Here is a 22,498-nt window from a genome sequence, read left to right as displayed (position 1 = left end):
CCTCGCTGTCATCGCTTTTCGCAAGTGCGAAAGTTTTCCAAAGATTTACGACTGGTTTCGTCGCGTTCTCAGGCTAGGGACGGCGGAAGGGCGTGTCAAGCGGGCCCGGCGCTCGGCGGGATCGCCTCCGGCGGGAAGCCCTGGAAGGTGACGGGCCGGCGGAAGCGGTCGATCGCCGCTGTTCCGACGGAGGTCGTCCCGGCCGCCGTGCTGGCCGGGTACGGGCCGCCGTGGGTCATCGCGGGCGAGACGGCGACGCCGGTGGGCCAGCCGTTCCAGACCAGGCGCCCGCTCTGCCGGGTCGCCTCGGCGACGAGCGGGTGCAGTCCTTCGTCACGGCCTGACTCGGCGTGCACCGACGAGGTGAGGGTCCCACCGATCGCCCGTGCGGCCTCGGGCAGGCGCCGCACATCGTCGTAGCCGACGACGAGGGCGCTCGGGCCGAAGCGCTCCTCGCCGAGCGAGTCCACATCACGCTCGAAGGTCTCCAGGTCAGTCACGTAGAGGCTCGGGGTCACTCCCCCGGGCTCAGCGGAGCCGTCCAGCACCGTCGTGACCCCGGGATGCCCCCCGAAGCGCGAAGCCAACCTCTGATAGCCGTTGAGGATCCGCTCGTTCAGCATGGGTGCGGCGTCCCGGCCGTCGAGCGCGTCCGCGACGGCGGAGGCGAACGCGTCGCCGTCGGGGACGAACACGATGCCCGGCTTGGTGCAGAACTGGCCGACTCCGAGCGTGAACGACCCGGCGAAGCCTGTGGCGATCTCCCGCAGGCGCGTTCTCGCCGCCTCACGGGTGACGTAGACCGGGTTCACCGAGCCCAGCTCGCCGTAGAACGGGATCGGGTCCGGCCGCGCGGCGGCGAGTTCGAAGAGCGCCCGGCCACCGGCGAGCGAGCCGGTGAAGCCCACCGCCGCGATGGCCGGATGCTGCACGAGCGCGGGGCCGGAGTGGAAGCCCTCGACCAGGCCGAACACCCCCGCCGGCAGACCGGCGGCGCGCACGGCGTCGGCGACGTGACCCGCCGTCCTCCGGGAGAGCGCCGGGTGCCCGGGATGCGCCTTGACCACGACCGGGCAGCCGGCGGCGAGCGCAGACGCGGTGTCGCCGCCCGCCACACTGAACGCGAACGGGAAGTTGCTGGCCGCGAAGACCGCCACCGGACCGAGCGGCACCACGTACCGGCGCAGCTCGGGGAAGCCGGGAGGCTGGTCCACGACCACTCCGGACGCGCCGGAGATCAGCTCCGCGAACGCCCGCAGCTGACCGGTCGTGCGGAGCACCTCACCGGCGAGACGGCCGGCGCCCAGGTGCGTCTCCTCGTCGGCGAGCGAGACGAGTGCATCGCTGTCGCCGTCGAGACGGTCAGCGATATCGTTCAGCAGCGCGGAGCGCACCTCGACCGTGGCGTCCGCGTACCCGGCTGCCGCATCGGCGGCCGCGCGGCAGGCGACGTCCACCCCGTCCGCGGCCACCGCCGCTGCCGCGCTCACCGGCCCTCCAGGAAGTCCCACGATGCGCGCCCCTGAGCAACCGGATTCGTGACCGACGAGACGTCCTCGACCTCGACCGTCACGCGGTCGCCGACCCGCAGCGTGAAATCGTCCGCGGGGACGATGCCCGTGCCGGTGGAGAGCCACGCGCCGTCCGGGAAGTTCTCCGCACGGAACAGGAACTCGACCAGCTCGGTGAGCGGCCGGGCGAGCGACGCCGTCGAGGTCGCGTCGTCCACCAGCGTGCGGCTGTCGCGTTCGACGCGCAGGCGGATGTCGAGAGCCGTCGCGTCGACCTCCCATGCCGGGCGGATCGCCGGGCCGATCGCGCACGCCCCCGCGAACACCTTCGCCTGCGGCAGATAAAGCGGGTTCTCGCCTTCCAGCGATCGCGAACTGACGTCGTCGCAGACGCCGTACCCGACGATCTCCCCGTGCCGGTTGGCGATCACCGCGAGCTCCGGCTCCGGCACATCCCACGAGGAGTCCTCGCGGATCGCGATCGGCTCCCCGTCGGTGACCACCCGCCACGCGGCCGATTTGAAGAACAGCTCAGGCCGCTCCGCCGCGTAGACCCGGTCGTAGATGTCGGGGTCGCTCGACTCGTCCATGCGGGCGGAGCGCGAGCGCAGGTAGGTCACCCCGCTCGCCCACACCTCCGTCCGGCCGTCGATCGGGGCGGCGGCGGTGCCGGGCTCGGTCGGTGCGAGCTCGCCCTCCAGAAGCGTGCGGAGTTCGTCCGACCGCAGTCGGAGCAGTTCGGCCATCGAGGCGACGGGGACGAGCCGGTGGCCGTCCTCGCGGTGGGCGATGACACGGCCGTCGGTGGAGCGGTACAGGTGCACGGTGGTCTCCTAGCCGACGGCGACGAGCGGGTTGGTGAAGTACGAGCGCGCGTCGTCGGGACGGATGTCCGCCACGGCGTCGTCGAAGAGCCGCATGGGATGCGCGCGATAGGGATGCTCGGCGATCGCCTCCAGGTCGAGGTCGATGCCCAGCCCGATGCCCTCGGGGATGAGGATGTCGCCGTCGTCGGTGAGCTGCAACGCCTCGTTCGAGATGTCGCCGCGCCACGGCACGTCGACGGCCATGATCTCCAGGTAGCGGAAGTTCGGCAGCGCCGCCCCGAGCTGCAGTGTCGCCGCCGTGCTCAGCGGCCCGGACGGGTTGTGCGGCGCGAACGGCACGTAGCGCGCGGCCGCCAGGGTCGAGAGGAAGACGAGCTCGGAGAGGCCGCCAGCGTGGGTGACGTCCGGCTGGATGTAGTCGACGGCTCCGCGTTCCAGCACCGGCAGGAAGGCGTTGCGGCCGAACCAGCGCTCCCCCGCCGCGATCGGGATCGGCGACTTCGACCGGATCTCCACGAGCGCGTCGACACTGTCCGGCGGGCTCGGCTCCTCGAAGAACACCGGCTGGTACTGCTCGAGCTCGCGAGCGATCCGGATGGCGTTCGGCACGTCGAAGCGGCCGTGGCCCTCGATGAACAGCTCGATGTCGTCTCCGACCGCGTCGCGGACGGCCGCCACGGGCTCGAGCATGCGGCGCAGGTCGCCCGCGCCGACGGTGAGGTCGGCGGCCTCGAACGGGTCCCACTTCAGCCCGCGGAAGCCCTGGGCGACCGTCGCGACCGCGGCCTCCGCGAAGTCTTCCGGAGTGCGGGCTCCGGAGAACCAGCCGTTGGCGTACGCACGCACGCGGTCGCGCGTCTGACCGCCGAGCATCCGGTGAACGGGGACGCCGAGCGCCCGGGCCGAGACATCCCACATCGCGGTCTCGAGAGCGCTGAGCGCGGTCATCGAGACCGGCCCGCCGCGCCAGTACGAGTCGCGGTTGAGCCGGTAGATCGTCTCCGCGATCCGGGTGGGGTCGTCGCCGAGGACGCGTTCCCCGAGCAGCCGGACCGCGCCGACGACGGCGTGCTCCTGCCCCTCGAGCGTCGCTTCGGCCACACCGGTGAGACCCTCGTCGGTGCCCAGCAGGACGAAGACGAGATTGGTGCGGTAGAAGTCGACCACGACGGTGTCGAGACTGGTGATCTTCATATCGGTGGTGCTATCCCTTCACGGCGCCGGCGGTCATACCGCTGACGACGTAGCGTTGTGCGAACAGGTAGAAGGCGACGGCGGGCAGCGTGAACAGCAACGCGACCGCCATGATGCTCTGGATCGAGGTGTCCTGCTCGCCGATGAAGCCGGCGACGCCGACCGACGCCGGCTGCAGGCCCTTGTCGAAGACGAACGTCACGGCGAAGACGTACTCGTTCCAGGCGCTGAAGAACGCGATCACCGCCGACGCCGCCACCGCAGGTGCGATGAGCGGCAGGATGACGCGGCTGAGCACCGTGAACGGCCGGCCGCCGTCCACGCGGACCGCCTCGTCGAGCTCGCGCGGCACGCCGTCGATCGCGCCCTTGAGGATGAGGGCGACCACGGGCAGCGCGAACGCGGTGTCGGCCAGGATCAGGCCGTGCAGCGAGTTGAGCAGCTCGAACCGGCGGAAGATCGAGAACAGCGGGACCACGAGCAGCGCCTCCGGCAGCATCTGCGTGAACAGCAGCGCCACCCCGATGGCGACCTTGCCGCGGAAGCCGAACCGCGAGAGCGCGTAGCCGAGCGGGATGCCCAAGCCCACGGCCAGGACAGTGGTGCCCCCGGCGACGATGAGGCTGTTGAGCAGCCAGCCGAGCACCTGGCCGTCCGCCAGCACGTCGGCGAAGACGCCGATCCGGCCGAAGTCGGGCAGCAGGCTCGTCCCGCCGCTGTACAAGGCGGAGTCCGGTGTGAGAGCGGTGACGAACATCCAGTAGACCGGGAAGATCGCCAGGCCCAGGACGACCAGGACCGCGATCATGCGGGCGGTCACCCCGAAGCGTCGCGCGGTGCGCATCATGCCTCCCGTGCCGCGGCGCGGGCGACGAGTCTGCTGCCGATGATGACGATCGCCGAGATGACGATGCCGACCATCCCGATCGCCGCGGCGACGCCGAGTTGTTTGGATTCGAAAGCCTGCGAGTAGAGGTCGATCACCAGCGTCCGCGTCGACCCGAGCGGGCCGCCGCGCGTCATCAGCCAGATCAGCTCGAACCGTCGCAGCGACCAGATCGTCATCAGGACGGCGACGAGGCCGACCGTCGGTTTGAGCACCTGCCAGGTGACGACGCGGAAGACCGCCCACCGTCCCGCGCCGTCCATCGACGCCGCCTCGACCAGTTCCTGCGGCACCGACTGCAGAGCCGACAGCAGCACGACGGCCACGAACGGGACGAGCTGCCAGATCGTGGTGAGGAGGATCGCCGCGAGAGCGAGCCGCGGGTTGTCCAGGGCGCCGCTGGCGCCCGGGTCGATGCCGACGGCGCGCAGCAGCCTCGTCAGGATGCCGAACTGCGGATTGAACATCCAGGTCGCGATCAGGGCGACGGCGATGCCGGGCGCGGCCCACGGGATCGTCACCAGCGAACGGGCGACGCCCCGGCCGGGGAACCGTCCGTTCAGCAGCAGCGCCACGATCAGGCCCAGCCCGACGGGCCCCACCACGCAGCAGACGACGTAGACGGCAGTGGTCAGCAGCGTCTGCTGGAACTCCGGGTCGGCGAACACGCGCTGGTAGTTCGCCAGGCCCACCCACACGCTGACCGCGGGGTTGAGCAGGGTCGTCCTCGTGAAGCTCAGGTACACCTCCTGAACCAGCGGGACCAGCTGGAACACGACGATGTAGAGCACAGCGGGCGCCAGGAACAGGTACGGCGTCCACGGGCTTCCCACGACCCGGCGGCGCCGGCGGGCGGAAAGCTGCTCCGTCGGCGCGCGCCGCACCTGCTCCGGGGGCTGCGCGGAGTGCGGGGGCCGCGCCTCCCGGCGCGACCCCGTCGTGGTGCTCACTGCCCGACCAGCTCCGCTGCCTGCTTCTGAGCAGTCTGCATCGCCGACTTCATGTCCTTCTCCCCCTTGAGGGCGGAGAGGACCTGGGTGACGACGATGTGACGGATGTCGGGGGTCTGCGCCCCGAAGCCGAGCACGATCTGCGGGACGCCCGAGTCGGTCAGGTCGTCGAGGACCGGCAGGAAGGGGTACTTCTGCAGGCTGGCCTCGCTGCGCTTGGTGGGTGTCGCGACGCTGCTGGCGCCGAGCACCTCCTGCAGCTTCACCTGCTGGGCGGGCTTGAGCAGCCAGTGGATGAAGTCGAGCGCGGCGTCCTTGTGCTTGCTGTTCGCGTTGATCACGATCGGCGCGAGGAGCGCTCCCTGCTTCTTCACCGGAAAGGGGATGCGGGCGACCGAGAACTTCAGCTGCGGGTTCGCCGCGGTGGTCGCCGTGGCGTAGCCGCCGTTGTTGAGCTCCATGCCGACCTTGCCGTTGGCGAACATCTTGCGGAAGGTCGCCGCGTCGGCGCCCTTCGGGATCACGTTCGCGTCGTACAGCTTCTGGTACGCCTCCAGGCCCTTGATGACGTTCGGCGAGTCGATCGTCAGCTTCTTGCCGTCCGACCAGTTGCCGCCGAAACCGAGCACGTAGTTGAAGATGTCCTGCCAGACGTCAGCCTCCTCCGCCTGGGTCTGGCGGAAGGCGAGACCGTACGTGTCGCCCGCGGTGAGGCCCTTGGCGGTCTGCAGGAACTCGTCGAACGTCGTCGGCGGGGTCGGGATCAGGGCGGTGTTGTAGAACATGCCGTAGTTCGCGTCTTCGAACACGACGCCGTAACGGTGGCCGTCGACCGTCAGGTACTTGTCGGGGCCCGGCATGAGGTGCAGCGCCTTGGCATCGATCTTGTCGTCGAGCGGCTCCAGCAGGCTCGACCCGGCCGCCGCCTCGAACTCCGGCATGTCGAACCGGACGAGGTCGGGCCCTTCGCCGCCGCCCATCTGCGTCAGGACCGTCTGGCCGAAGGTCGGGTACGGGACGGACGCGGGCTTGACGGTGACGATCTTCTGACTGGCGTTGTATTCGTCGATGAGCTTCTGGAGGCCGGGGCCGCGGCCCGGGTCGCCGAGCGTCGACGCCGCGAACGTGATCGTCGCGGGCTTCGGCGTGTTCGCCCCGGCGGTGCTGCTGGGGCTGGAGGACGAGCATCCCGCGAGGGCGACGACGCCCACCGCGAGCGTTGCGACCAAGCCCAGCACTCTGCTGCGGCGAGGGGGACGTGACTGCATGGCCTACTCCTTCGTAAACGGTGCGGATGATCGGACGGGAGTCCGAATTAATAGGAATAATAGTAACAATACGTCTAAACGCAAAAAGGCCGGGCACGAACACCCGGACGGATAGGGTCCACTCATGGCAGATCTACACGCGGCGCTCGTGGACACCCTCGGGCTCCGCATCGTCCGAGGCGACTATCCACCGGGAAGCCGCATCGACATCGACGCGCTGGAGCCGGAGTTCCGGGTCAGCAAGACGGCGATCCGCGAAGCGCTGCGCGTCATCCGCGAGAAGGGGCTGATCGACTCCTGGCCCAAGCGCGGCACCATCGTCACGAGCCGGGACCACTGGAAGCTGCTCGACGGCGACGTCATCCTGTGGCGGCGCGAGGCTCGGCGGGACGACGACCGTCTGCTGGCCGAGCTCTCGCAACTACGCGATGTGATCGAGCCCGCAGCGGCCCGATTGGCTGCGGAGTTCCGTGACGAAGCCGACATCGAGGCGCTCCGGACGGCGTTCGCTGCGTTCGAGGGCGCGGGGCGCAACGCATCGCGCCTCGCGGAGGCCGACCGGGACTTCCACCTCACGCTGCTGCACGCCACCCACAACGAGCTGATGGTGCGCCTCGACGTCGTCGTGATCCACGCCCTGGACGCCCGCAACCGCATCCAGCACCATCCCGGCGCCGACTGGCTCGACCCCGTCCCCGACCACAAACGCGTGCTCGATGCAGTGGCCGCCGGGGACCCCGCCGCCGCCGAACGCGCCATGAAGCACGCGATCCGGGAGTCCGACCTCGACCTCCGCGGCGGGGAGCCGCCGTTCGAAGAGCCTCAGCCGGTCGAGCCTCCGGAGGCCGGCTGACACCTCGGGCTCCTCCGGCGCCAGTGGCGCTCGCCGCTCACCTCACCGGTCGATCCACTTCTGCATCTTCTCCGGGTAGCGCGCAGCGGTCGTGTCGATGCGGGCCGACGCCGCGTCGAGCTGCTCTCGCTCGTCCTCACTGAGGTCGACGGAGGCCGCGCCGACATTCTCTTCGAGCCGGTGGAGCTTCGTCGTCCCGGGGATGGGCACGACCGAGGGCCCCTGCGCCAGCAGCCAGGCGAGCGCGACCTGAGCGGGAGTGGCGTTCCTGGTCTCGGCGATCCTGGTCACCAGCTCGACCAGATCGGCGCCGGCCTTCCGGCTTTCGGCGGAATAGCGGGGAAGAGTCGCTCGGACATCCCCTTCGCCGAAGGACGTCGAGCTGTCGACGGCGCCGGTGAGCAATCCCTTGCCGAGAGGGCTGAAAGGCACCAGACCGACCCCCAGCTCTCGGAGGGTCGGCAAGATCTCCGCCTCGGGCTCCCGCCACCAGAGCGAGTACTCGCTTTGCAGGGCGGTGACCGGCTGCACGGCGTGGGCGCGCCGGATCGTCGCGGCGCCGGCCTCAGATAGACCGAAGTGGGCGACCTTGCCCTCGGCGATCAGCTCCGTGACGGTACCGGCGACGTCCTCGATCGGCACGTCGGGATCGACGCGGTGCTGGTAGAGGAGGTCGATGCGCTCCACCGCGAGGCGCTTCAGAGATGCCTCCACCGTGCTGCGGATGTACTCCGGTGAGCTGTTGAGGCCGCTCTCGCGGGATCCGTCGAAGTCGAAGCCGAACTTGGTCGCGATCGCGACCTGATCCCGGACGGGCGCGAGGGCTCGCCCGACGAGTTCCTCGTTGGTGAACGGCCCATACACCTGGGCCGTGTCGAAGAAGGTCACGCCGAGGTCGACCGCCCTGCGGATCACGTCGATGCTGTGGCTCTCATCGAGTTTGTCCGCGTAACCGTGGTTGAGGCCCATGCATCCGAATCCGATCGCGGATACAGCAAGGTCGGTGCCGAGGGTGCGTGTCTGCATGCGAGTCGTCCTCAGTCCTGGGAGGCCGACTCGGCGGTCACGGAGGCGAGGACCCCGACCGCGCTCATGGCCGCAGGCCACCCGGCGTAGAAGGCGAGGTGGGTGATCGCCTCGGTGAGCTCGTCGGTGGTGAGTCCGTTGGCGAGCGCGCGGCGCAGGTGGCCGACGAGCTGTGCGTCGCGGCCGAGCGCGACCAGAGCGGCGACGGTGATCAGGCTGCGGTCGCGGGGCGACAGCTCCGGCCGCTCCCAGACGTCGGCGAAGAGGACGTCGTCGGTGAGATCGGCGAGCTTCGGCGCGTGCCGGCGGATGAGGTCGGGTGCGACGGCGGGGTTGGTTGCTGACATGGTTGTCCTCACGGTCAGGCGCGATCGCGGCTGTGCGCGGTCGTGCCGGTGGATTCGTCCGGGGTGATGCTGAGGCTGCCGAGGAGCGCGATGCGTTCTTCGGTGAAGGAGCCGGGCTCCGTCGTGTAGGCGTAGAGCATCCAGCCGGGGGTGCCGGGCAGCTCCATCCCCTCGAACTCGAACTCGAGGTCTCCGACGTCGGGGTGGTGGATGCGTTTGCTCCCGGACCGGTGCGGCTTGACGTTGTGGGCCGCCCAGCGGATGCGGAAGGCGTCGCTGCGGGTGACGAGCTCGCCGATCAGGTCGGTCAGGTCTTTGTCGTGCGGGTGTTTCCCGGCCTCGGTCCGCATCGACGCGACGATGCTGTCGGCGCCCTTGTCCCAGTCCGTGAAGAAGACCCGGGAGGCGGGACTGAGGAACGTGAACCGGGCGTTGTTTCGCTGGTTGGCGGGGTCCGCGAACAGCGGCGAGAACAGGGCGAGTCCGATCGGGTTCGCTGCGATCAGATCCTTGCGCCGGTTCTGGACGAAGGTCGGCGTCATCGTGTTCGTGTCGAGGAACCGCTGAAGGCTCGGGCGGATCGTGGTGGCGGCGACCGGCCGCGGGCGGCGTCGGACCGGCTCGGGACCGGCGCCCCTGGCGAGGTCGTGCAGGTGCTCGGTCTCGGCCTCATCCAGCCGCAAGGCTGCTGCGAGGGCGTCGAGCACTTCGGCGGAGACGCCGGCGAGGTTGCCGCGCTCCATCTTCGCGTAGTAGTCGCTGCTCATTCCGGCGAGCATCGCGACCTCCTCCCGGCGCAGGCCCGGCACGCGACGCCGGCCGCCGCCGATGATCCCGGCCCCCTCGGGGGTCAGGCGGGCGCGGCGGGTCCGGAGGAACTCGCTGACTTCGTCCCTGTTGTCCATGCCGCAACGCTACGACGCCGGCGGGTATCGAGCGACTGACTGCCGGTACACGGATAACCCGTCACTGCCTCGCGGGAGAGATACGGGTTGAACTGGATCAATGACAACGAACAACGACACTCGCCCGGCCGCCCTTCAGGCGACCCCTCAGTCGACTCGGGCGACCGCGCATCCTCGGGCGGTGCTGGTGATCGTGCTGGTCAGCTATTTCATGATCGTGTTGGACAACTCCATCATCTTCACCGGTCTCCCGCAGATCCAGAAGACGATGCAACTCACCCCGGCCGCGCTCTCCTGGGTTCAGGATGCGTACACGCTCGTCTTCGGCGGGCTGTTGCTGCTCGGGGCTCGCGCCGGCGACCTGCTCGGACGGCGCCGGGTGTTTATTGTCGGCCTGGCACTGTTCGGTCTGGCATCGCTGCTGGTCGGAACCGCCCAGTCAGAAGCATGGATCATCGGGGCCCGCGCGTTCCAGGGCATCGGCGCGGCGATCGTGGCACCGTCCTCGCTGTCGCTGATCACCGCCACCTTCGCACCAGGACGCGAGCGGACCCGTGCGGTCGCGGCCTACGGCACAACCGCCGGGATCGGCGCCAGCGTCGGGATGGTCGCCGGTGGTGCGCTGGCCTCGCTGCTGAGCTGGCGGGTCGGGTTCTTCATCAACGTGCCGATCGCCATCGTAATGATCGTGCTCGCCCTCCGGTTCCTGCCCACCTCACCGATCGTCCGTGGCCGCTTCGACCTGCTCGGCGCGATCACCTCCACGCTGGGAATGGGCGCGCTGGTCTACGGCATCGTCGAGGGCGGCGACCACGGCTGGACGGCACCCGGAACCCTCGTCCCCCTCGCAGCGGGAGTGGTGGTGCTTGCCATCTTCGTTCTGAACGAATGGCGAGCACAACAGCCGATCATGCCGTTGCGGCTGTTCGCCAGCCGGGAACGCAGCGGCGCCGCCGTCGCCCGGCTCCTGTTCGCCGGCACCGGAATCGGGTTCTTCTTCTTCACCACCCAGTTCCTGCAGGGTGTCTACGGGTGGACACCTCTGCAGACCGGCGTCGCATTCTTGCCGATGAGCCTGCTCCAATTCGGGGTCTCCCTGTTCGTCGCCCGGCTCACCCGCCGGTTCGGGAACGCGTGGCTGGTCGCCGTCGGCATCGCCATCGTCCTCGCCGCGCTGATCTGGCTCGCCCAGATCACCCCCGAAACCTCGTATCTACTCGGCTTCGCTGGCCCGCTCGCCCTGTTCGGCATCGGACAAGGCCTTTGCTTCGGGCCACTCACCGCCGCCGGCATCGCCAGCGCTCCCGCCGAAGACGCCGGCGCCGCGTCCGGCCTGGTCAACACCGCCCACCAGCTGGGCAGCACCCTCGGCGTCGCAGCCCTCACCGCCATTGGAGCCGGCGCCGCCACCCTGGCGGACCGGGTCGCCGACTCGTACACCGGAGGTGCCGTCATGGTCGGCATCGCCCTGGTCGTGACCCTGATCTTCATTCTTCCCGCGGACCTCGCCGCACGCCGGTCCGCCACCAACCACCACTGAAAGGAACACTCATGCAGACCGTCACCCTCAACAACGGCACGACGATGCCGATCCTCGGCTTCGGCGTCTTCCAGGTCGACGACGCCCAGACCCAGCAGGCCGTCGAGGCCGCCCTCGCCGCCGGCTACCGCTCCATCGACACCGCCGCCGCCTACGGCAACGAGGAGGCCGTCGGCGCCGCGATCACGGCCAGCGGCATCCCGCGCGAGGACCTCTTCATCACCACCAAGCTCTGGATCCAGGACCAGCCCGCCGAGGAGAACACCGCTCGCGCATTCGACGACTCGGTCGGGAAGCTCGGGCTCGACTACGTGGACCTCTACCTGATCCACCAGCCCTTCGGCGACTACTACGCCCAGTGGCGCGCCATGCAGAACCTCAACCGCGACGGCCGCGCCCGTGCCATCGGCGTCTCCAACTTCGCACCCGACCAGCTCCTCGACCTCATCATCAACAACGAGATCACCCCGGCCGTCAACCAGATCGAGACCCACCCGTTCCGGCAGAACGTCGACTACCAGCAGCTGATGAAGAGTGAGGGAGTCCAGCTCGAGTCCTGGGGCCCGTTCGCCGAAGGCAAGAACGGCCTGTTCACCAACGACGTCCTGACGGCCATCGGCGACGCGCACGGCAAGACCGTCGCCCAGGTGGTGCTGCGCTGGATGATCCAGCGCGAGGTCGTCGTCATCCCGAAGACCGTCAGCCCCGACCGGATGGCGCAGAACATCGACGTGTTCGACTTCGAGCTCTCGGGCGAGGAGATGGCGCGGATCGCCGGCCTCCACACCGGCGAGTCGCAGTTCTTCGACCACGCCGACCCCGACATGGTCCGCTGGCTGAGCGCCCGCCGACTCGGCTGACCACTCGAATCCGACACCCCACGAAAGGAACACCCATGTCCGACCTCGTCGCCGTCGTCACCGGAGCCTCCTCCGGAATCGGCGAAGCCACCGCCCGCGCGCTCGCCGCCTCCGGCTACCGGGTCGCGCTGCTCGCACGCCGCGCGGATCGCATCGACGCCCTCGCGGCGGAACTCGGAAACGGGTCGATCGCCATCGAAGCGGACGTCACCGACCGCGATCAGCTCGTCGCCGCCGCCGAACGCGTCCGGAACGAACTCGGACCGGCGAAGGTGCTGATCAACAACGCCGGCATCATGCTGCTCGGACCGTTCTCCGCCGACCAGCGCGAGGACTACCGGCGCATGATCGACGTCAACCTGCTCGGCGCGATCACCGCAACGGAGGTCTTCCTCGACCAGCTCACCGCTGGCAGGGGCGACATCGTCAACATCTCCTCCGTCGCCGGACGCACCGCCCGCGCGGGCAACGGCGTGTATGCGGCCACCAAATGGGGGCTGAACGGATGGTCCGAGTCGCTGCGCCAAGAACTCCTTCCCGGTGTGCGGGTGACCCTGATCGAGCCCGGCGTCGTCGCCACCGAGCTCCCCACCCACATCACCCACGCGCAGACCAGCGCGGCGGTGAACGACGCGTACAGCCAGGCCACGGTCACCGCGGCCGACATCGCCGAGGTCATCGTGTTCGCCCTCAGCCGTCCGCGCCACCTCGCGATCAACGAGATCCTGCTTCGGCCGGCGACTCAGGTCTGAGCGGCCCGCCTATCCAGGCAGAACCGCGGACCACCCGCCGTCGACCATGAGATTCGCCCCGGTCACGTACGACGCATCCCCGCTCGCCAGGAACAGCGCACAGGATGCGACCTCCTCCGGCAGGCCGATCCGGCCGAGCGGGATCGACGCCGCGATGGTTCGCATCGGATGGTCCGGTGCGAGCAGGTCGCCCTCCGTCGCGGGGGTGCGGATCATGCCGGGGCTGACGCAGTTGACGCGGATTCCGAACGGGGCGCCCTCGGCCGCCAGCTGCTTCGTCATCGCCACCACTCCGCCCTTGGTCGCGGTGTGTGCGATCCGGGTGTTCGTGGTCGAGCCGGACACGCCTGCCGTAGAGCCCACAAGCACGACGGTTCCCGCGGTCTTCTTGAGGTGCTGCCAGGCGTGCCTGACCGGGAGGAAGACGATGTCCAGCTCGTGCCGCAGCACCCAGGACCAGTCGGCGGCTGTGGTCTCTTCGACGGGCGCGAAGCGGGTCGCTCCCGCGTTGGCGTAGAGGATGTCGATGCGGCCGTGTTCGGCGACGATGCCGGCGACCCACGCGGCCACGGCCTGGTCGTCGGTCAGGTCGAGCGGGTGCGTGCTCTGCATCGTGCCGCCGGCGGCCTTCACCAGGGCGACGGTCTCGCGGCTCCGCCCGGCGTCGAGGTCGCAGCCGATGACCGTGGCGCCTTCCCGTGCGAAGAGGAGGGCCGCCGCTCGTCCCTGACCGCCCGCGGTTCCCGTGATGACCGCGACCTTGCCCTGCAGCCTGCCGCTGCCTCCAGCCGGTTCAGGCGTCGTCATCTCATCGGGGTCCGTCCGCGGAGAACGTCTCAGCGATCCAGTCCGCGATGATGCCGGCCACGTAGGGCATGTTGTCGATGGAGATGTGCTCCGTACCGCCCTCCGGGTCGTCGAAGACCCGCAGTTCGCGGCGCGGGCTGTTCACCGCCTGCTCGTAGGTCTCGTGGGCGTACCGCACCGGGATCTGCCGGTCGCCGGCGCCGTGGGTGATCAGCAGCGGCACGGTGATCTTCTCGGCGACGCCGTTCAAATGCATCGAGCTGGTCTTGGCGATGAACTCGTCCATGTCGTTCACGCCCCAGACCCAGAAGACGTGGTCCCAGTAGTGCGGGACCGGGTTCTCGCCCTCCCGGTTGCGACGAGCCTCCTGCACGGCGGCCCAGTCGTGGTTCGCACCCCACGCGACGGCCAGCTTCAGGCGATTCTCGAACGCCGCGGCGCGTGGCGCGTAGTAGCCGCCGAGCGACCAGCCGACGATGCCGATGCGTCCGGGGTCGACGTCGAGTTCGGCGGCGTGCGCCTCCAGCCAGTCGACGATGGCGGCCGCCCAGACCTCGGTGTCGTAGCGGGCGGTCAGGCCGCGGAGGCGCAGGGCCTCCCCGGACCCGGGAGTGTCGATCATCAGCGTGGAGATACCGCGCTCGGCCAGCATGGCCGGGAACCCGGAGTAGTACATCATCTCCTTGGTCGAGTCGAGGCCGTTCCACTGGATGATGACGGGGTGCGGGCCGTCGCCCGGCGCGCGGTAGAAGTAGCCGGGCAGCGACGAGCCCTCGTACGGCACCTCCACCCGGGTGAGCGGGACGCCGCTGAGCTCGACATGCTTCAGCAGCAGGTCGATCGACTTCTGGTACGCGGCGTTGCGGCCCTCCCAGCGCGGCGACTGCAGCCGCTCGGCCTGGGACGTGTACAGCGACGCCCGGTAGTACGTCTCCCCCGCACCGATCCGGCGGCCGGCCTCCTCGTCGGCGCGTGCCTTGGCGACGAGCCGGTCGGCGACGGCCTCCCACGCCGCGTACAGCTCGGCCGTCCCGGCGTCGTCGCCGTTCTGCGCGGCGAGCAGCACCGGCTTGCACGCCCGGTCGACCTCGTCGATGAAGCCGCCGTTGTTGAGGGTCGCCACGACGGCGAGGCTCCACACGTAGTTGGTCGGGAAGTACATGAACACGGGAGGGCTCCTTCTACTGCGCGCCGGCCGCGATGCGGTCGGCGAGGTGTTTGGCTCCGGCCGAGGAGGCGAAGCCTCCGTCGACGGGGAGGTCGGCGCCGGAGATGTAGCCCGACGCGTCCGAGATCAGGAAGGCGGCGAGACCGGCGACGTCGGCGGCCTCACCCAGCCTTTCCAGGGGCGTCAGTTCGAGCTGCGCCTCCCGCATCGCCGCCGGCGCATTGGCGGTCATGTCGGTCTCGATGAACCCGGGATGGATGGTGTTCACGCGGATGCCGCGCGGCCCGTACTCGGTCGCCGCGACCCGCGACAACCCGCGCAGGCCCCACTTGGAGGCTGTGTACGCGGCCGTGTAGTGACCGGTCAGCCCTGCGACCGAGCCGACGTTGACGATCGAGGAGCCTGCTGCCATGAGCGGCGACAGCGCGCGCATCCCGAGCATCGGGCCGGTCAGGTTCACGGCGATGACGCGGTCCCAGTCGGCGCGTTCGGTCCGGTCGATGCCGGCGCGGTGGGTGACGCCCGCGTTGTTGATCAGGCCGCGGAGTGGACTTCCGTCGAGCGTCTCGGCCAGGTCGGCGGCGAGCTGCGCCCAGGCCGCTTCATCGGTGACGTCGAGGTGGCGGAAGGCGATGGCGTCATCTAGGGCGTCGGCGGGATCGACGACGTCGGTCGCGATCACACGCGCGCCCAGGGCGGCGAGCAGCCGCGCCTCCGCGGCCCCCTGACCGCGCGCGGCGCCGGTGACGACGACGGTCGCGCCGTCGAGATCCGCGAACAGGTCCGGCGCGGTCACTGCGCGACCCGCTCCCCACGACTGCGGGCACGCGAACGCTCGCGCGCCGCCGGCAGCTCGGGGGCGGCGACGGCCGCACCGACGGGTCCGATCAGCTCGCCGATGCCCTCCACCGCCATGCGCACGGTGTCGCCCTCGGTCAGCGGAGGCGGAGTGAGCTCGCCGCGGCGGCCCCACAGCTCGGCCAGGCAGCCGCCGTTGCCAGTCGTCCCGGAGCCCAGCACGTCGCCCGGCACGACCCGCGAGTTCCGGGAGGCGTAGGCGACCAGCTCCGGGAACGGCCAGCCCATGTTCGACACGAGGTCGTGCCCGATGCGCTCGTCGTTCACGAACACCTCGGCCCGGACGGCCAGGAAGCCGTCGTCGTCGAGGAAGGGCTCGAATTCGTCGGCCGTCACGATCCACGGCCCGAGGCTGGTGCCGAAATCCTTGCCCTTGGCCGGGCCGAGGCGCACCTTCATCTCGCGCGACTGGAGGTCGCGGGCGGACCAGTCGTTCATGATCGTGTAGCCGAAGATCACGCCGGCCGCCTCGTCGGCGGTGAGGTTCGCGCCGCCGGCCCCGCCGATCACGGTCGCCACCTCCAGCTCGAAGTCGAGGCGGGCGCTGACAGGAGGCCGCAGCACCTCGTCCGGCCCGAGCACCGTGTGCGGGTTGGTGAAGTAGAACGTCGGCGCCTGGTACCACTCGGGCACGACCTCGCTCTTGCCATCGACGGACGCGCTCACGCCCTCCACATGCTCCTCGAACGCGACGAAGTCGCGGATCGACGCGGGCACGAGCGGGGCGAGGAGCCGGGCGTCGGCGAGGGCGGCGCCGTCGGCCTCCTGAACCGCAGCGAACAGCGCGTGCGCCTCGGCGAGCCCGCGGGCGAGCACCTCGGCTACGGTGAGGCCCTCCGGGAACGGGGCCACCCGATCCCCGATCACGAACCCCTCGGAGACGGTCGCGCCGTCGCCGGTCCAGCGGGCGATCCTCATGCGGGCTCCGCCATCCGGTGCGCGATGCCGAAGATGAGCCCGGGGGCGTCGGCCTCCCGGTCGTGGTCGATCTGCCACTGGCCCAGCTGCACGGAGGCCTCCACGACGGCCTGCGCGCGCGGGATGCGGCGGGCGTGGAAGGCGTCCCAGAGCGCGTCGTCGACGGTGTCGGCGGCGAGCAGCAGCTCGGTCAGCACCAGCGCGTCCTCCAGCGCCTGCGCCGCGCCCTGCGCGATCGTGGGCGGGCAGGAGTGCGCCGCGTCGCCGATCACGACCGAGCGGCCACGGTTCCACGGCGCCGGCACGATGTGCTGGGTGAACCAGGTGTAGTTGACGTGCGCGCCGGCCTGGAGGTCGGCGCGGATGTCGTTCCACGGTCCGCCGTAGGCCGCCGACTCCTCCAGCATGATCGCGACGGACTCCTCGTCGCTGAGCCCGGTGCGGTCCTGTGCGCGCTCGACCAGGTAGGCGTACATGGTGTCCTCGCCGGTCGGCGTGTAACCCGCGATGTAGACCGGGCCGCCGTAGTACAGCTCGCTGTGCTCGACGGAGGCGGGACGCGAGACGAACGAGCGCCAGATGCCCATGCCCGTCGGCAGCGGCTTGGTGTCGATGCCGATCAGCTCGCGGACGGCCGAGTTGAGGCCGTCGGCGCCGACGAGGAGGTCGTATGCGCCTGCGGGCGAACCGTCGACCTCCACCGCGACGCCGCCCTCGGTCTCGGCCACGCCCGTGACCTTCGCGCCGAACCGGACGTTCGCTCCCGCCGCCTGGGCGTGCGCGAGCAGGATGCGCGCCAGGTCGGGACGGTACATCCCGCCCGTCGCGGGGAAGTCCGGACCGCCCGTCTTCACCTCGGGCAGCTCGGCGATGGCGGGGGCGTCCGGCCCCGGCGCTCGCAGCGTGAGCCCCTCGAAGAAGTAGCCCTCGCGCTGCACATCGTCCCAGACGCCGAGCGCCGCGAAGGCCCGCAGGGCGTTCCCCTGCAGCGTGATCCCCGAGCCGAGCGCGCTCAGCTCGGGCTTGGACTCGAAGACGTCGACCTCGACGCCGGCCTTGGCGAGCTGGATGGCGGTGGCCAGACCCGCGACACCGCTTCCGGCGATCGCGACCTTCGTGACGGCGGTCATGTGAGAACCTCTCTGTTCTTCTGCGTACGCGGCTGGACGGCGAGGCCGCTACAGCAGTGCGATGGGGTTGATCGGCGACCCGACGGCCGCCGTGATGGGCAGCGGCGGAGCCGAGAGGAGGAAATCGTATCTCCCGAGCCGCGCGCACTCGGCCGAAAGCTCCTCCAGGTCCCACATCTCGCCGATGGTGAGCCCGAGGTTCGGGATGACGACCTGGTGCAGCGGCTGGAACGCGGGGACGTCGAACTCGTTCGGGCGGACCTCGAAGCCCCAGGTGTCGGTCGCGATCGCGGCGATCCCGGTGTCGTGCAGCCAGCCGGCGGTCGTCAGCGAGAGGCCGGGGGCCGGGCCTCCCGCATACTCGCCCCAGCCGTCGCGACGCACGCGCGCGAGTTGTCCGGTGCGTACCAGGACGATGTCACCGGTGCGCACCGTGCTCGAGGGGCCCTGCGCCTCCGCGCACGAGCGGAGGTCGGCTGCGGTGATCGCGTAGCCGTCCTCCAACTCTCCGGTCGTGGGCCGGAGGTGCCGCCCCAGGTCGAGCAGCACCCCCCGCGAGACGATCGCGGAGGCCGCGTGCTCGATGCCGGTGACCAGGTCGCCGTCGCTCGTCACGACGTCCCCGGCCCGGCGGCCGTTCCAGGCGTAGCCGTGATCGAAGATGTGGCCGAGCCCGTCCCACTGCGTCGAGCACTGCAGCGGCATCGCGATCACGTCGTCGGCGCCGCCGAGCCCGTGCGGGAAGCCCTGGGTGCCGCGCTCGGCGTCCGTCCCGGTGTCCAGCATCGTGTGCACCGGGTTGGTGCGCCGGCGCCAGCCCTTCTGCGGGCCGTTCATGTCGAACGACTGCGCCAGGGAGATCGCCGTGCCCTCACGGACGAGGGCGGCGGCGTCCGCCCGTTTGGCCGCGTCGATGAGGTTGAGCGTGCCGAGCACGTCGTCCTCGCCCCAGCGACCCCAGTTGCGGTAGGCCTCCGCCCGCGCCGCGATCTCGGCCTCCGGGTCGGTGCGGTCCAGGTCGGCCGGGTCTTCGCTCGGTGCGGCCATCGTCAGCCGCGACCCTGCACGGCGTACGGGTTGAGCAGCGCTTCCTTGATTTCCTCGGGCACGCCCTCCTCGGTGGCGCTCGGGCCGTCGGCGGCCGGGAACGACTCGGTCATCGACATCGGCATGGCGCCGTTCCGGTAGAAGTTGCTGGACCCCAGCGACGGCTTCCAGGTGTTCGGCTGCCAGTCGGGCACGTAGTTGCGGTAGCCGCCGGTGTTGAGCTCGATGCGGAGGCTGGACGGCTCCCGGTAGTAGAGGAACGTCTGCTCGCCGATGCCGTGGATGGAGGGGCCGTACTCGATCGGCACGCCGTTCTCCATCAGAGTGTCGGCCGCGATGAGCAGCTCCTCGTAGGTGTCGACCCAGAACGCGTAGTGGTTCACGCGGCCGGCGCGGGTGGAGCCGTCGAGCACGACGCCGAGGTCGTGCGACTTCTCGTTGGTGGTGAGCACCGAGAAGATCGAGATGGGCGCCTCGTCGAGCACGGTGCGGGCCATGATGCGGAAGCCGAGCACGTCGTTGTACCACTGCGCGAAGCCGTCGACATCGCTGGTCGCGATCGTGACGTGGTCGAGCTGGCGCGGGGCGCCGGCGACCTTGCTGCGCTTCTCGGGGCGGTCCGGGTAGATGGACGCGACGTGGCCGGGCGCCTGGTGGCGGGTGACGTCCCAGTGCAGGGTCATCGAGTGGCCCCACGGGCCGGTGAAGCGGTAGGCGCGGCCGATCGCGTGCACATCGTCGAGCCACTCGCCCTCGATGCCGGCAGCCTCGATGCGCGCGGCGGCCTCCTCGAGGGCCTCGGCGCTCGACGTGCGCCAGGCCATCGTGGCGAGCGTCGGCTCGGGGCCGGGCGAGACGACGACCGAGTATGCGTAGTAGTCGCCCCAGCAGCGGAGGTACACCGAGCCGTCGATGCGGTCGACGACGGTCAGTCCGACCTGTTCCTCGTAGAACTTCACGGACGTCTCGACATCCGGGGACGTGATCTCCACATACGACAGGTGGGAGAGAAGCTTGATCATCCTTGATCCTTTCCAGACGGGCGGAATGTGAGTGCCCGGCTTCTACTTTCGGTGCCAGAGCGATATCGGGGAACCGCGTATCGGCTATGCCGGGGATCGATGAGACTGATTCCCTAGGTCGGCAACGGTCTTTCTTTGGTCGCACTGCGGCGCAAGCTGCGAAATTCGACACCCAAGTACGGGCTCGTTCTACCTCCCACTGGGTGAGGTTGTGTCAGAATCAAGCATGGCTAGGGATTCCGCACTCCGATTCGGCGCGCAGACCGACGAGGTCATGAGCCTGCTGCGCGTGGTGAACCTCGTCCGCACCGGGGAGGCCGACACCCGGCCCGAGATCGGCCGGCTGACGGGCCTCGGCCGCGGCGTCGTCGCGCAACGCGTCGACGCGGCGATCGAGATGGGCTTCCTGGAGGACGGCGAGTACGGCCCGTCGTCGGGCGGCCGCGCACCGCGCACCCTCCGCTTCCGCTCGGACCAGGGCCGGATCGTCGTCTGCGCGCTCGGCGCCCTCCACATCCGCGTCGGGCTGGCCACCCTCGACGGCGAGGTCGTCGCGGAGGCGCACCGCCCCTGGGACATCGGCCGCGGCCCCGCCGAGACGATCGACACCGCGCTCGGGATGATCGACGAGCTTCTCGCCGCCGAGGACGACCGGCCGGTGTGGGCGGTCGCCGTCGGCGTGCCCGGCCCGGTCGACTTCGAGACGGGCTCGCCCGTCGCGCCGCCCATCATGCCCGGCTGGAACGGCTTCGACGTGCGCCGCCGCTTCGAGCAGCGGTTCGAGGCCCCGGTCTGGGTCGACAACGACGTCAACCTCCTGGCCCTTACGGAGCGTAGCCACCGCCGCGACGACAACGTGGACCTCATCTACTGCAAGGTCGGCAGCGGCATCGGCGCCGGCCTCGTCTCGCACGGCCGCATCCACCGCGGTGCGAACGGGGCGGCGGGCGACATCGGCCATGTCCGCGTGCGCGACTCGACGGAGGTCTGCCGGTGCGGCAAGGTCGGCTGCCTGGAGGCGGAGGCCTCCGGTTGGGCGATCATGCGCGACGCCGAGCGCGCGCTCGAGGGGGGCGCGGGCGGCATCCTCGCCGGCCTGGTCGAGCGTGGCCAGCCGATCACCCCGGAGGCGGTCTCGATCGCGGCGATGGACGGGGATGCGCTCGCGATCTCGCTGGTGCAGCGCTCCGCACGGCTGATCGGCGAGTCGATCGCCGCGCTCGTCAACATGTTCAACCCCGGTGTGATCGTCGTCGGGGGCGCCGTGTCGGCGGCGGGCGAGATCTTCCTGGCAGAGGTGCGGCAGCGCGTCTACGAGTTGTCGCTGCCGCTCGCCACGCGCGACCTGTCGATCGTGCGCTCGGTCGGCGACGAGAAGGAGCCGCTGCGCGGGGGTGCGGAGCTGGCGTTGGAGGAACTGTTCGAGGTGACCTTCCCGCGCTGGTTCGCGGAGGGGCGGCCGACGATCGACGGGGTGAAGGCGGTGGCCGCCTGACGCATGGGTTCCGGTAATCGTGTCGGTTGGCTGTGGTAGCGTTTTCCCATCATGATCAGCCCGTTGCCGAAAGGCGCGGGCTGATTTTCTTTTTGGGGGGGCTGTTGGTCGAATACACCAAGCCATGGCTGTCGTTGGACGAGCAGGTCGAGCGGCTGGTGGAGCACGGCCTCGTGGTCGAGGACACGAGCCATGCCGAAGTGATCCTGGGCGCCATCGGTTACTACCGTCTGACCGGCTACCTCTACCCGTTCCGCGAATCCGAAGAATACGTCGACGCGGGCGGTCGCACGCGCATCCGAGTGCTGAGCGACTACAGACACGGGACCACCCTGGCCCACGGTGAGGCGACGCTCGACTTTGACCGACGGCTGCGCATCCTGGTGTTGGAAGCCGTCGAGCGAATCGAGATCGCGGTGCGCATGCGCATCGGGTACGTGCTCGGTCGCAGGGCAGCGTTCGCCCACGAGGACCCTACCTACTTCGTGGAGCCCTTCAGCGCGGAGATCATCGACGATGGACGCCCGAGTCCGAGCAAGCACGTTCAGTGGCTCCAGCGGGTGAACGCGCGCAGAGCGAGTTCCGACGAACTCTTCGTGGCGCATTTTCGCGACAAGTATGACGACCGGATGCCGGTCTGGGCGCTCACCGAGCTCCTCGAGCTCGGGCAGCTGTCCGTGCTCTACCGCGGCGTGAACCAGATCGATGCGGAGGAGATCGCCGTGGCGTTCGGGGTCCCGACCAAGACACTGATGTCGAGCTGGTTGGCCAGTCTGAACTACGTGCGAAATGCCGCGGCCCACCACGCACGACTCTTCAATCGCAAACTCCAGTACGCACCGGCACGGCCCAAACGGGGACAGATCCCTGTGCTCGATCATCTTCGCGACAGCGAGGACGCGAAGAATGTCTTCGGCGTCTACAACGCGCTCGCAGTGGTCGCCTTCCTGCTGCCATCGATCGATCCCGAAACCGACTGGCCCGCGCGCCTAGTCGCGCTGCTGCGCGATTTCCCCGCGTCGGACGCACTCACGGTCGCTTCGCTGGGAGCACCGGAGCGGTGGGATCGCCTTGAACTATGGACGCCGTAACGACGACTGTGGAAGGCGGTGCCGTGAGCCCGCGCGCGGGAGC

Annotated in this window: 22 protein-coding genes; 6 read left to right on the top strand and 16 right to left on the bottom strand. The window is 69.8% G+C overall.

What is annotated here, in order from left to right:
• Positions 1-95 precede the first annotated feature (95 nt).
• The 6 genes from ACFRFH_RS07450 to ACFRFH_RS07425 are packed head-to-tail and all read right to left on the bottom strand — an operon-like array spanning position 96 to position 6,636.
• Positions 96-1,490, bottom strand: a complete 1,395-nt coding sequence (locus ACFRFH_RS07450; RefSeq protein ID WP_382462348.1) for an aldehyde dehydrogenase (NADP(+)) — start codon at positions 1,488-1,490, stop codon at positions 96-98.
• The gene (locus tag ACFRFH_RS07445) at positions 1,487-2,335 is read right to left on the bottom strand and encodes a fumarylacetoacetate hydrolase family protein (RefSeq protein WP_382462347.1); all 849 of its coding nucleotides are present in this window, start codon (positions 2,333-2,335) and stop codon (positions 1,487-1,489) included. Before ACFRFH_RS07445 ends, ACFRFH_RS07450 begins: the two co-directional genes overlap by 4 nt.
• A 9-nt stretch (positions 2,336-2,344) precedes the next feature.
• Positions 2,345-3,532 carry a mandelate racemase/muconate lactonizing enzyme family protein gene (locus ACFRFH_RS07440; protein WP_382462346.1) on the bottom strand — a complete coding sequence of 396 codons (1,188 nt, stop codon included), beginning with the start codon at positions 3,530-3,532 and terminating at the stop codon, positions 2,345-2,347.
• A 10-nt stretch (positions 3,533-3,542) separates the two neighbouring features.
• On the bottom strand, positions 3,543-4,376 hold the full coding sequence (locus ACFRFH_RS07435) for a carbohydrate ABC transporter permease (protein WP_382462345.1): 834 nt from the start codon (positions 4,374-4,376) through the stop codon (positions 3,543-3,545).
• Complete coding sequence (locus tag ACFRFH_RS07430; RefSeq protein ID WP_382462344.1) at positions 4,376-5,368, bottom strand: carbohydrate ABC transporter permease; 993 nt, start codon at positions 5,366-5,368, stop codon at positions 4,376-4,378. The genes ACFRFH_RS07435 and ACFRFH_RS07430 overlap by 1 nt, the downstream gene beginning before the upstream one ends.
• Positions 5,365-6,636 (bottom strand): ABC transporter substrate-binding protein, encoded by a 1,272-nt coding sequence (locus ACFRFH_RS07425; RefSeq protein ID WP_382462343.1) that lies wholly within the window; start codon positions 6,634-6,636, stop codon positions 5,365-5,367. Before ACFRFH_RS07425 ends, ACFRFH_RS07430 begins: the two co-directional genes overlap by 4 nt.
• Positions 6,637-6,760: 124 nt before the next feature.
• Here ACFRFH_RS07425 and ACFRFH_RS07420 point away from each other — a divergent pair, with 124 nt between their 5' ends.
• Entirely contained in the window at positions 6,761-7,489 is a 729-nt protein-coding gene (locus ACFRFH_RS07420) for a FadR/GntR family transcriptional regulator (RefSeq protein ID WP_382462342.1), read from the top strand.
• Between the two features lie 42 nt (positions 7,490-7,531).
• Here ACFRFH_RS07420 and ACFRFH_RS07415 read toward each other — a convergent pair whose 3' ends face one another.
• Genes ACFRFH_RS07415 through ACFRFH_RS07405 form a run of 3 tightly spaced genes read right to left on the bottom strand, consistent with a single transcriptional unit; the run spans position 7,532 to position 9,767 of the window.
• The gene (locus ACFRFH_RS07415; RefSeq protein WP_382462341.1) at positions 7,532-8,515 is read right to left on the bottom strand and encodes an aldo/keto reductase; all 984 of its coding nucleotides are present in this window, start codon (positions 8,513-8,515) and stop codon (positions 7,532-7,534) included.
• Positions 8,516-8,526: 11 nt separating this feature from the next.
• Positions 8,527-8,862, bottom strand: coding sequence for a carboxymuconolactone decarboxylase family protein (locus ACFRFH_RS07410; protein WP_382462340.1), 336 nt, complete (start codon positions 8,860-8,862; stop codon positions 8,527-8,529).
• Between the two features lie 14 nt (positions 8,863-8,876).
• Positions 8,877-9,767: a helix-turn-helix domain-containing protein gene (locus ACFRFH_RS07405; protein WP_382462339.1), complete on the bottom strand. Its 891-nt coding sequence runs from the start codon at positions 9,765-9,767 to the stop codon at positions 8,877-8,879.
• A 100-nt stretch (positions 9,768-9,867) separates the two neighbouring features.
• On the opposite strand from ACFRFH_RS07405, the gene ACFRFH_RS07400 reads away from it, so the two are divergent.
• From ACFRFH_RS07400 to ACFRFH_RS07390, 3 genes are read left to right on the top strand one after another with little or no spacing between them, the layout of a single operon-like run.
• Entirely contained in the window at positions 9,868-11,307 is a 1,440-nt protein-coding gene (locus ACFRFH_RS07400) for an MFS transporter (protein WP_382462338.1), read from the top strand.
• Positions 11,308-11,318: 11 nt separating this feature from the next.
• Positions 11,319-12,167, top strand: coding sequence for an aldo/keto reductase (locus ACFRFH_RS07395; RefSeq protein WP_382462337.1), 849 nt, complete (start codon positions 11,319-11,321; stop codon positions 12,165-12,167).
• 35 nt (positions 12,168-12,202) lie between these two features.
• Positions 12,203-12,919 (top strand): SDR family oxidoreductase, encoded by a 717-nt coding sequence (locus ACFRFH_RS07390; RefSeq protein WP_382462336.1) that lies wholly within the window; start codon positions 12,203-12,205, stop codon positions 12,917-12,919.
• Positions 12,920-12,928: 9 nt separating this feature from the next.
• Here ACFRFH_RS07390 and ACFRFH_RS07385 read toward each other — a convergent pair whose 3' ends face one another.
• From ACFRFH_RS07385 to ACFRFH_RS07355, 7 genes are read right to left on the bottom strand one after another with little or no spacing between them, the layout of a single operon-like run.
• Positions 12,929-13,726: an SDR family NAD(P)-dependent oxidoreductase gene (locus tag ACFRFH_RS07385; protein WP_382462335.1), complete on the bottom strand. Its 798-nt coding sequence runs from the start codon at positions 13,724-13,726 to the stop codon at positions 12,929-12,931.
• 1 nt (position 13,727) lies between these two features.
• A complete protein-coding gene (locus tag ACFRFH_RS07380) occupies positions 13,728-14,888 on the bottom strand; it encodes an alpha/beta hydrolase family protein (protein ID WP_382462741.1) in 1,161 nt (386 codons plus the stop codon).
• 19 nt (positions 14,889-14,907) lie between these two features.
• Positions 14,908-15,690, bottom strand: coding sequence for an SDR family NAD(P)-dependent oxidoreductase (locus ACFRFH_RS07375; protein WP_382462334.1), 783 nt, complete (start codon positions 15,688-15,690; stop codon positions 14,908-14,910).
• Positions 15,687-16,670, bottom strand: a complete 984-nt coding sequence (locus ACFRFH_RS07370; protein WP_382462333.1) for a fumarylacetoacetate hydrolase family protein — start codon at positions 16,668-16,670, stop codon at positions 15,687-15,689. Before ACFRFH_RS07370 ends, ACFRFH_RS07375 begins: the two co-directional genes overlap by 4 nt.
• The gene (locus tag ACFRFH_RS07365) at positions 16,667-17,800 is read right to left on the bottom strand and encodes an FAD-dependent monooxygenase (protein WP_382462332.1); all 1,134 of its coding nucleotides are present in this window, start codon (positions 17,798-17,800) and stop codon (positions 16,667-16,669) included. The genes ACFRFH_RS07370 and ACFRFH_RS07365 overlap by 4 nt, the downstream gene beginning before the upstream one ends.
• A gap of 48 nt (positions 17,801-17,848) precedes the next feature.
• On the bottom strand, positions 17,849-18,847 hold the full coding sequence (locus ACFRFH_RS07360; protein WP_382462331.1) for a cyclase family protein: 999 nt from the start codon (positions 18,845-18,847) through the stop codon (positions 17,849-17,851).
• Between the two features lie 2 nt (positions 18,848-18,849).
• Positions 18,850-19,869, bottom strand: coding sequence for a VOC family protein (locus ACFRFH_RS07355; protein ID WP_382462330.1), 1,020 nt, complete (start codon positions 19,867-19,869; stop codon positions 18,850-18,852).
• Positions 19,870-20,095: 226 nt separating this feature from the next.
• Here ACFRFH_RS07355 and ACFRFH_RS07350 point away from each other — a divergent pair, with 226 nt between their 5' ends.
• Positions 20,096-21,364, top strand: a complete 1,269-nt coding sequence (locus tag ACFRFH_RS07350; protein WP_382462329.1) for an ROK family protein — start codon at positions 20,096-20,098, stop codon at positions 21,362-21,364.
• Positions 21,365-21,468: 104 nt separating this feature from the next.
• Positions 21,469-22,455 (top strand): Abi family protein, encoded by a 987-nt coding sequence (locus tag ACFRFH_RS07345; RefSeq protein ID WP_382462328.1) that lies wholly within the window; start codon positions 21,469-21,471, stop codon positions 22,453-22,455.
• Positions 22,456-22,498 lie beyond the last annotated feature (43 nt).

Origin of the sequence: Leifsonia sp. NPDC056824, from assembly GCF_042789575.1 — a bacterium.
Lineage (GTDB): Bacteria > Actinomycetota > Actinomycetes > Actinomycetales > Microbacteriaceae > Leifsonia.
The sequence above is the reverse complement of the archived record's forward strand: the minus strand, read 5'-3'. Positions and strand labels throughout refer to the sequence as shown.

Coding starts and splice junctions, on each gene's coding strand:
- ACFRFH_RS07395 (WP_382462337.1), top strand. CDS start 11,319: ATGCAGACCGTCACCCTCAACAACGGCACGACGATGCCGATCCTCGGC.
- ACFRFH_RS07385 (WP_382462335.1), bottom strand. CDS start 13,726: ATGACGACGCCTGAACCGGCTGGAGGCAGCGGCAGGCTGCAGGGCAAG.
- ACFRFH_RS07420 (WP_382462342.1), top strand. CDS start 6,761: ATGGCAGATCTACACGCGGCGCTCGTGGACACCCTCGGGCTCCGCATC.
- ACFRFH_RS07390 (WP_382462336.1), top strand. CDS start 12,203: ATGTCCGACCTCGTCGCCGTCGTCACCGGAGCCTCCTCCGGAATCGGC.
- ACFRFH_RS07380 (WP_382462741.1), bottom strand. CDS start 14,888: ATGTACTTCCCGACCAACTACGTGTGGAGCCTCGCCGTCGTGGCGACC.
- ACFRFH_RS07360 (WP_382462331.1), bottom strand. CDS start 18,847: ATGGCCGCACCGAGCGAAGACCCGGCCGACCTGGACCGCACCGACCCG.
- ACFRFH_RS07405 (WP_382462339.1), bottom strand. CDS start 9,767: ATGGACAACAGGGACGAAGTCAGCGAGTTCCTCCGGACCCGCCGCGCC.
- ACFRFH_RS07370 (WP_382462333.1), bottom strand. CDS start 16,670: ATGAGGATCGCCCGCTGGACCGGCGACGGCGCGACCGTCTCCGAGGGG.
- ACFRFH_RS07355 (WP_382462330.1), bottom strand. CDS start 19,869: ATGATCAAGCTTCTCTCCCACCTGTCGTATGTGGAGATCACGTCCCCG.
- ACFRFH_RS07415 (WP_382462341.1), bottom strand. CDS start 8,515: ATGCAGACACGCACCCTCGGCACCGACCTTGCTGTATCCGCGATCGGA.
- ACFRFH_RS07435 (WP_382462345.1), bottom strand. CDS start 4,376: ATGCGCACCGCGCGACGCTTCGGGGTGACCGCCCGCATGATCGCGGTC.
- ACFRFH_RS07410 (WP_382462340.1), bottom strand. CDS start 8,862: ATGTCAGCAACCAACCCCGCCGTCGCACCCGACCTCATCCGCCGGCAC.
- ACFRFH_RS07365 (WP_382462332.1), bottom strand. CDS start 17,800: ATGACCGCCGTCACGAAGGTCGCGATCGCCGGAAGCGGTGTCGCGGGT.
- ACFRFH_RS07440 (WP_382462346.1), bottom strand. CDS start 3,532: ATGAAGATCACCAGTCTCGACACCGTCGTGGTCGACTTCTACCGCACC.
- ACFRFH_RS07400 (WP_382462338.1), top strand. CDS start 9,868: ATGACAACGAACAACGACACTCGCCCGGCCGCCCTTCAGGCGACCCCT.
- ACFRFH_RS07425 (WP_382462343.1), bottom strand. CDS start 6,636: ATGCAGTCACGTCCCCCTCGCCGCAGCAGAGTGCTGGGCTTGGTCGCA.
- ACFRFH_RS07350 (WP_382462329.1), top strand. CDS start 20,096: ATGGCTAGGGATTCCGCACTCCGATTCGGCGCGCAGACCGACGAGGTC.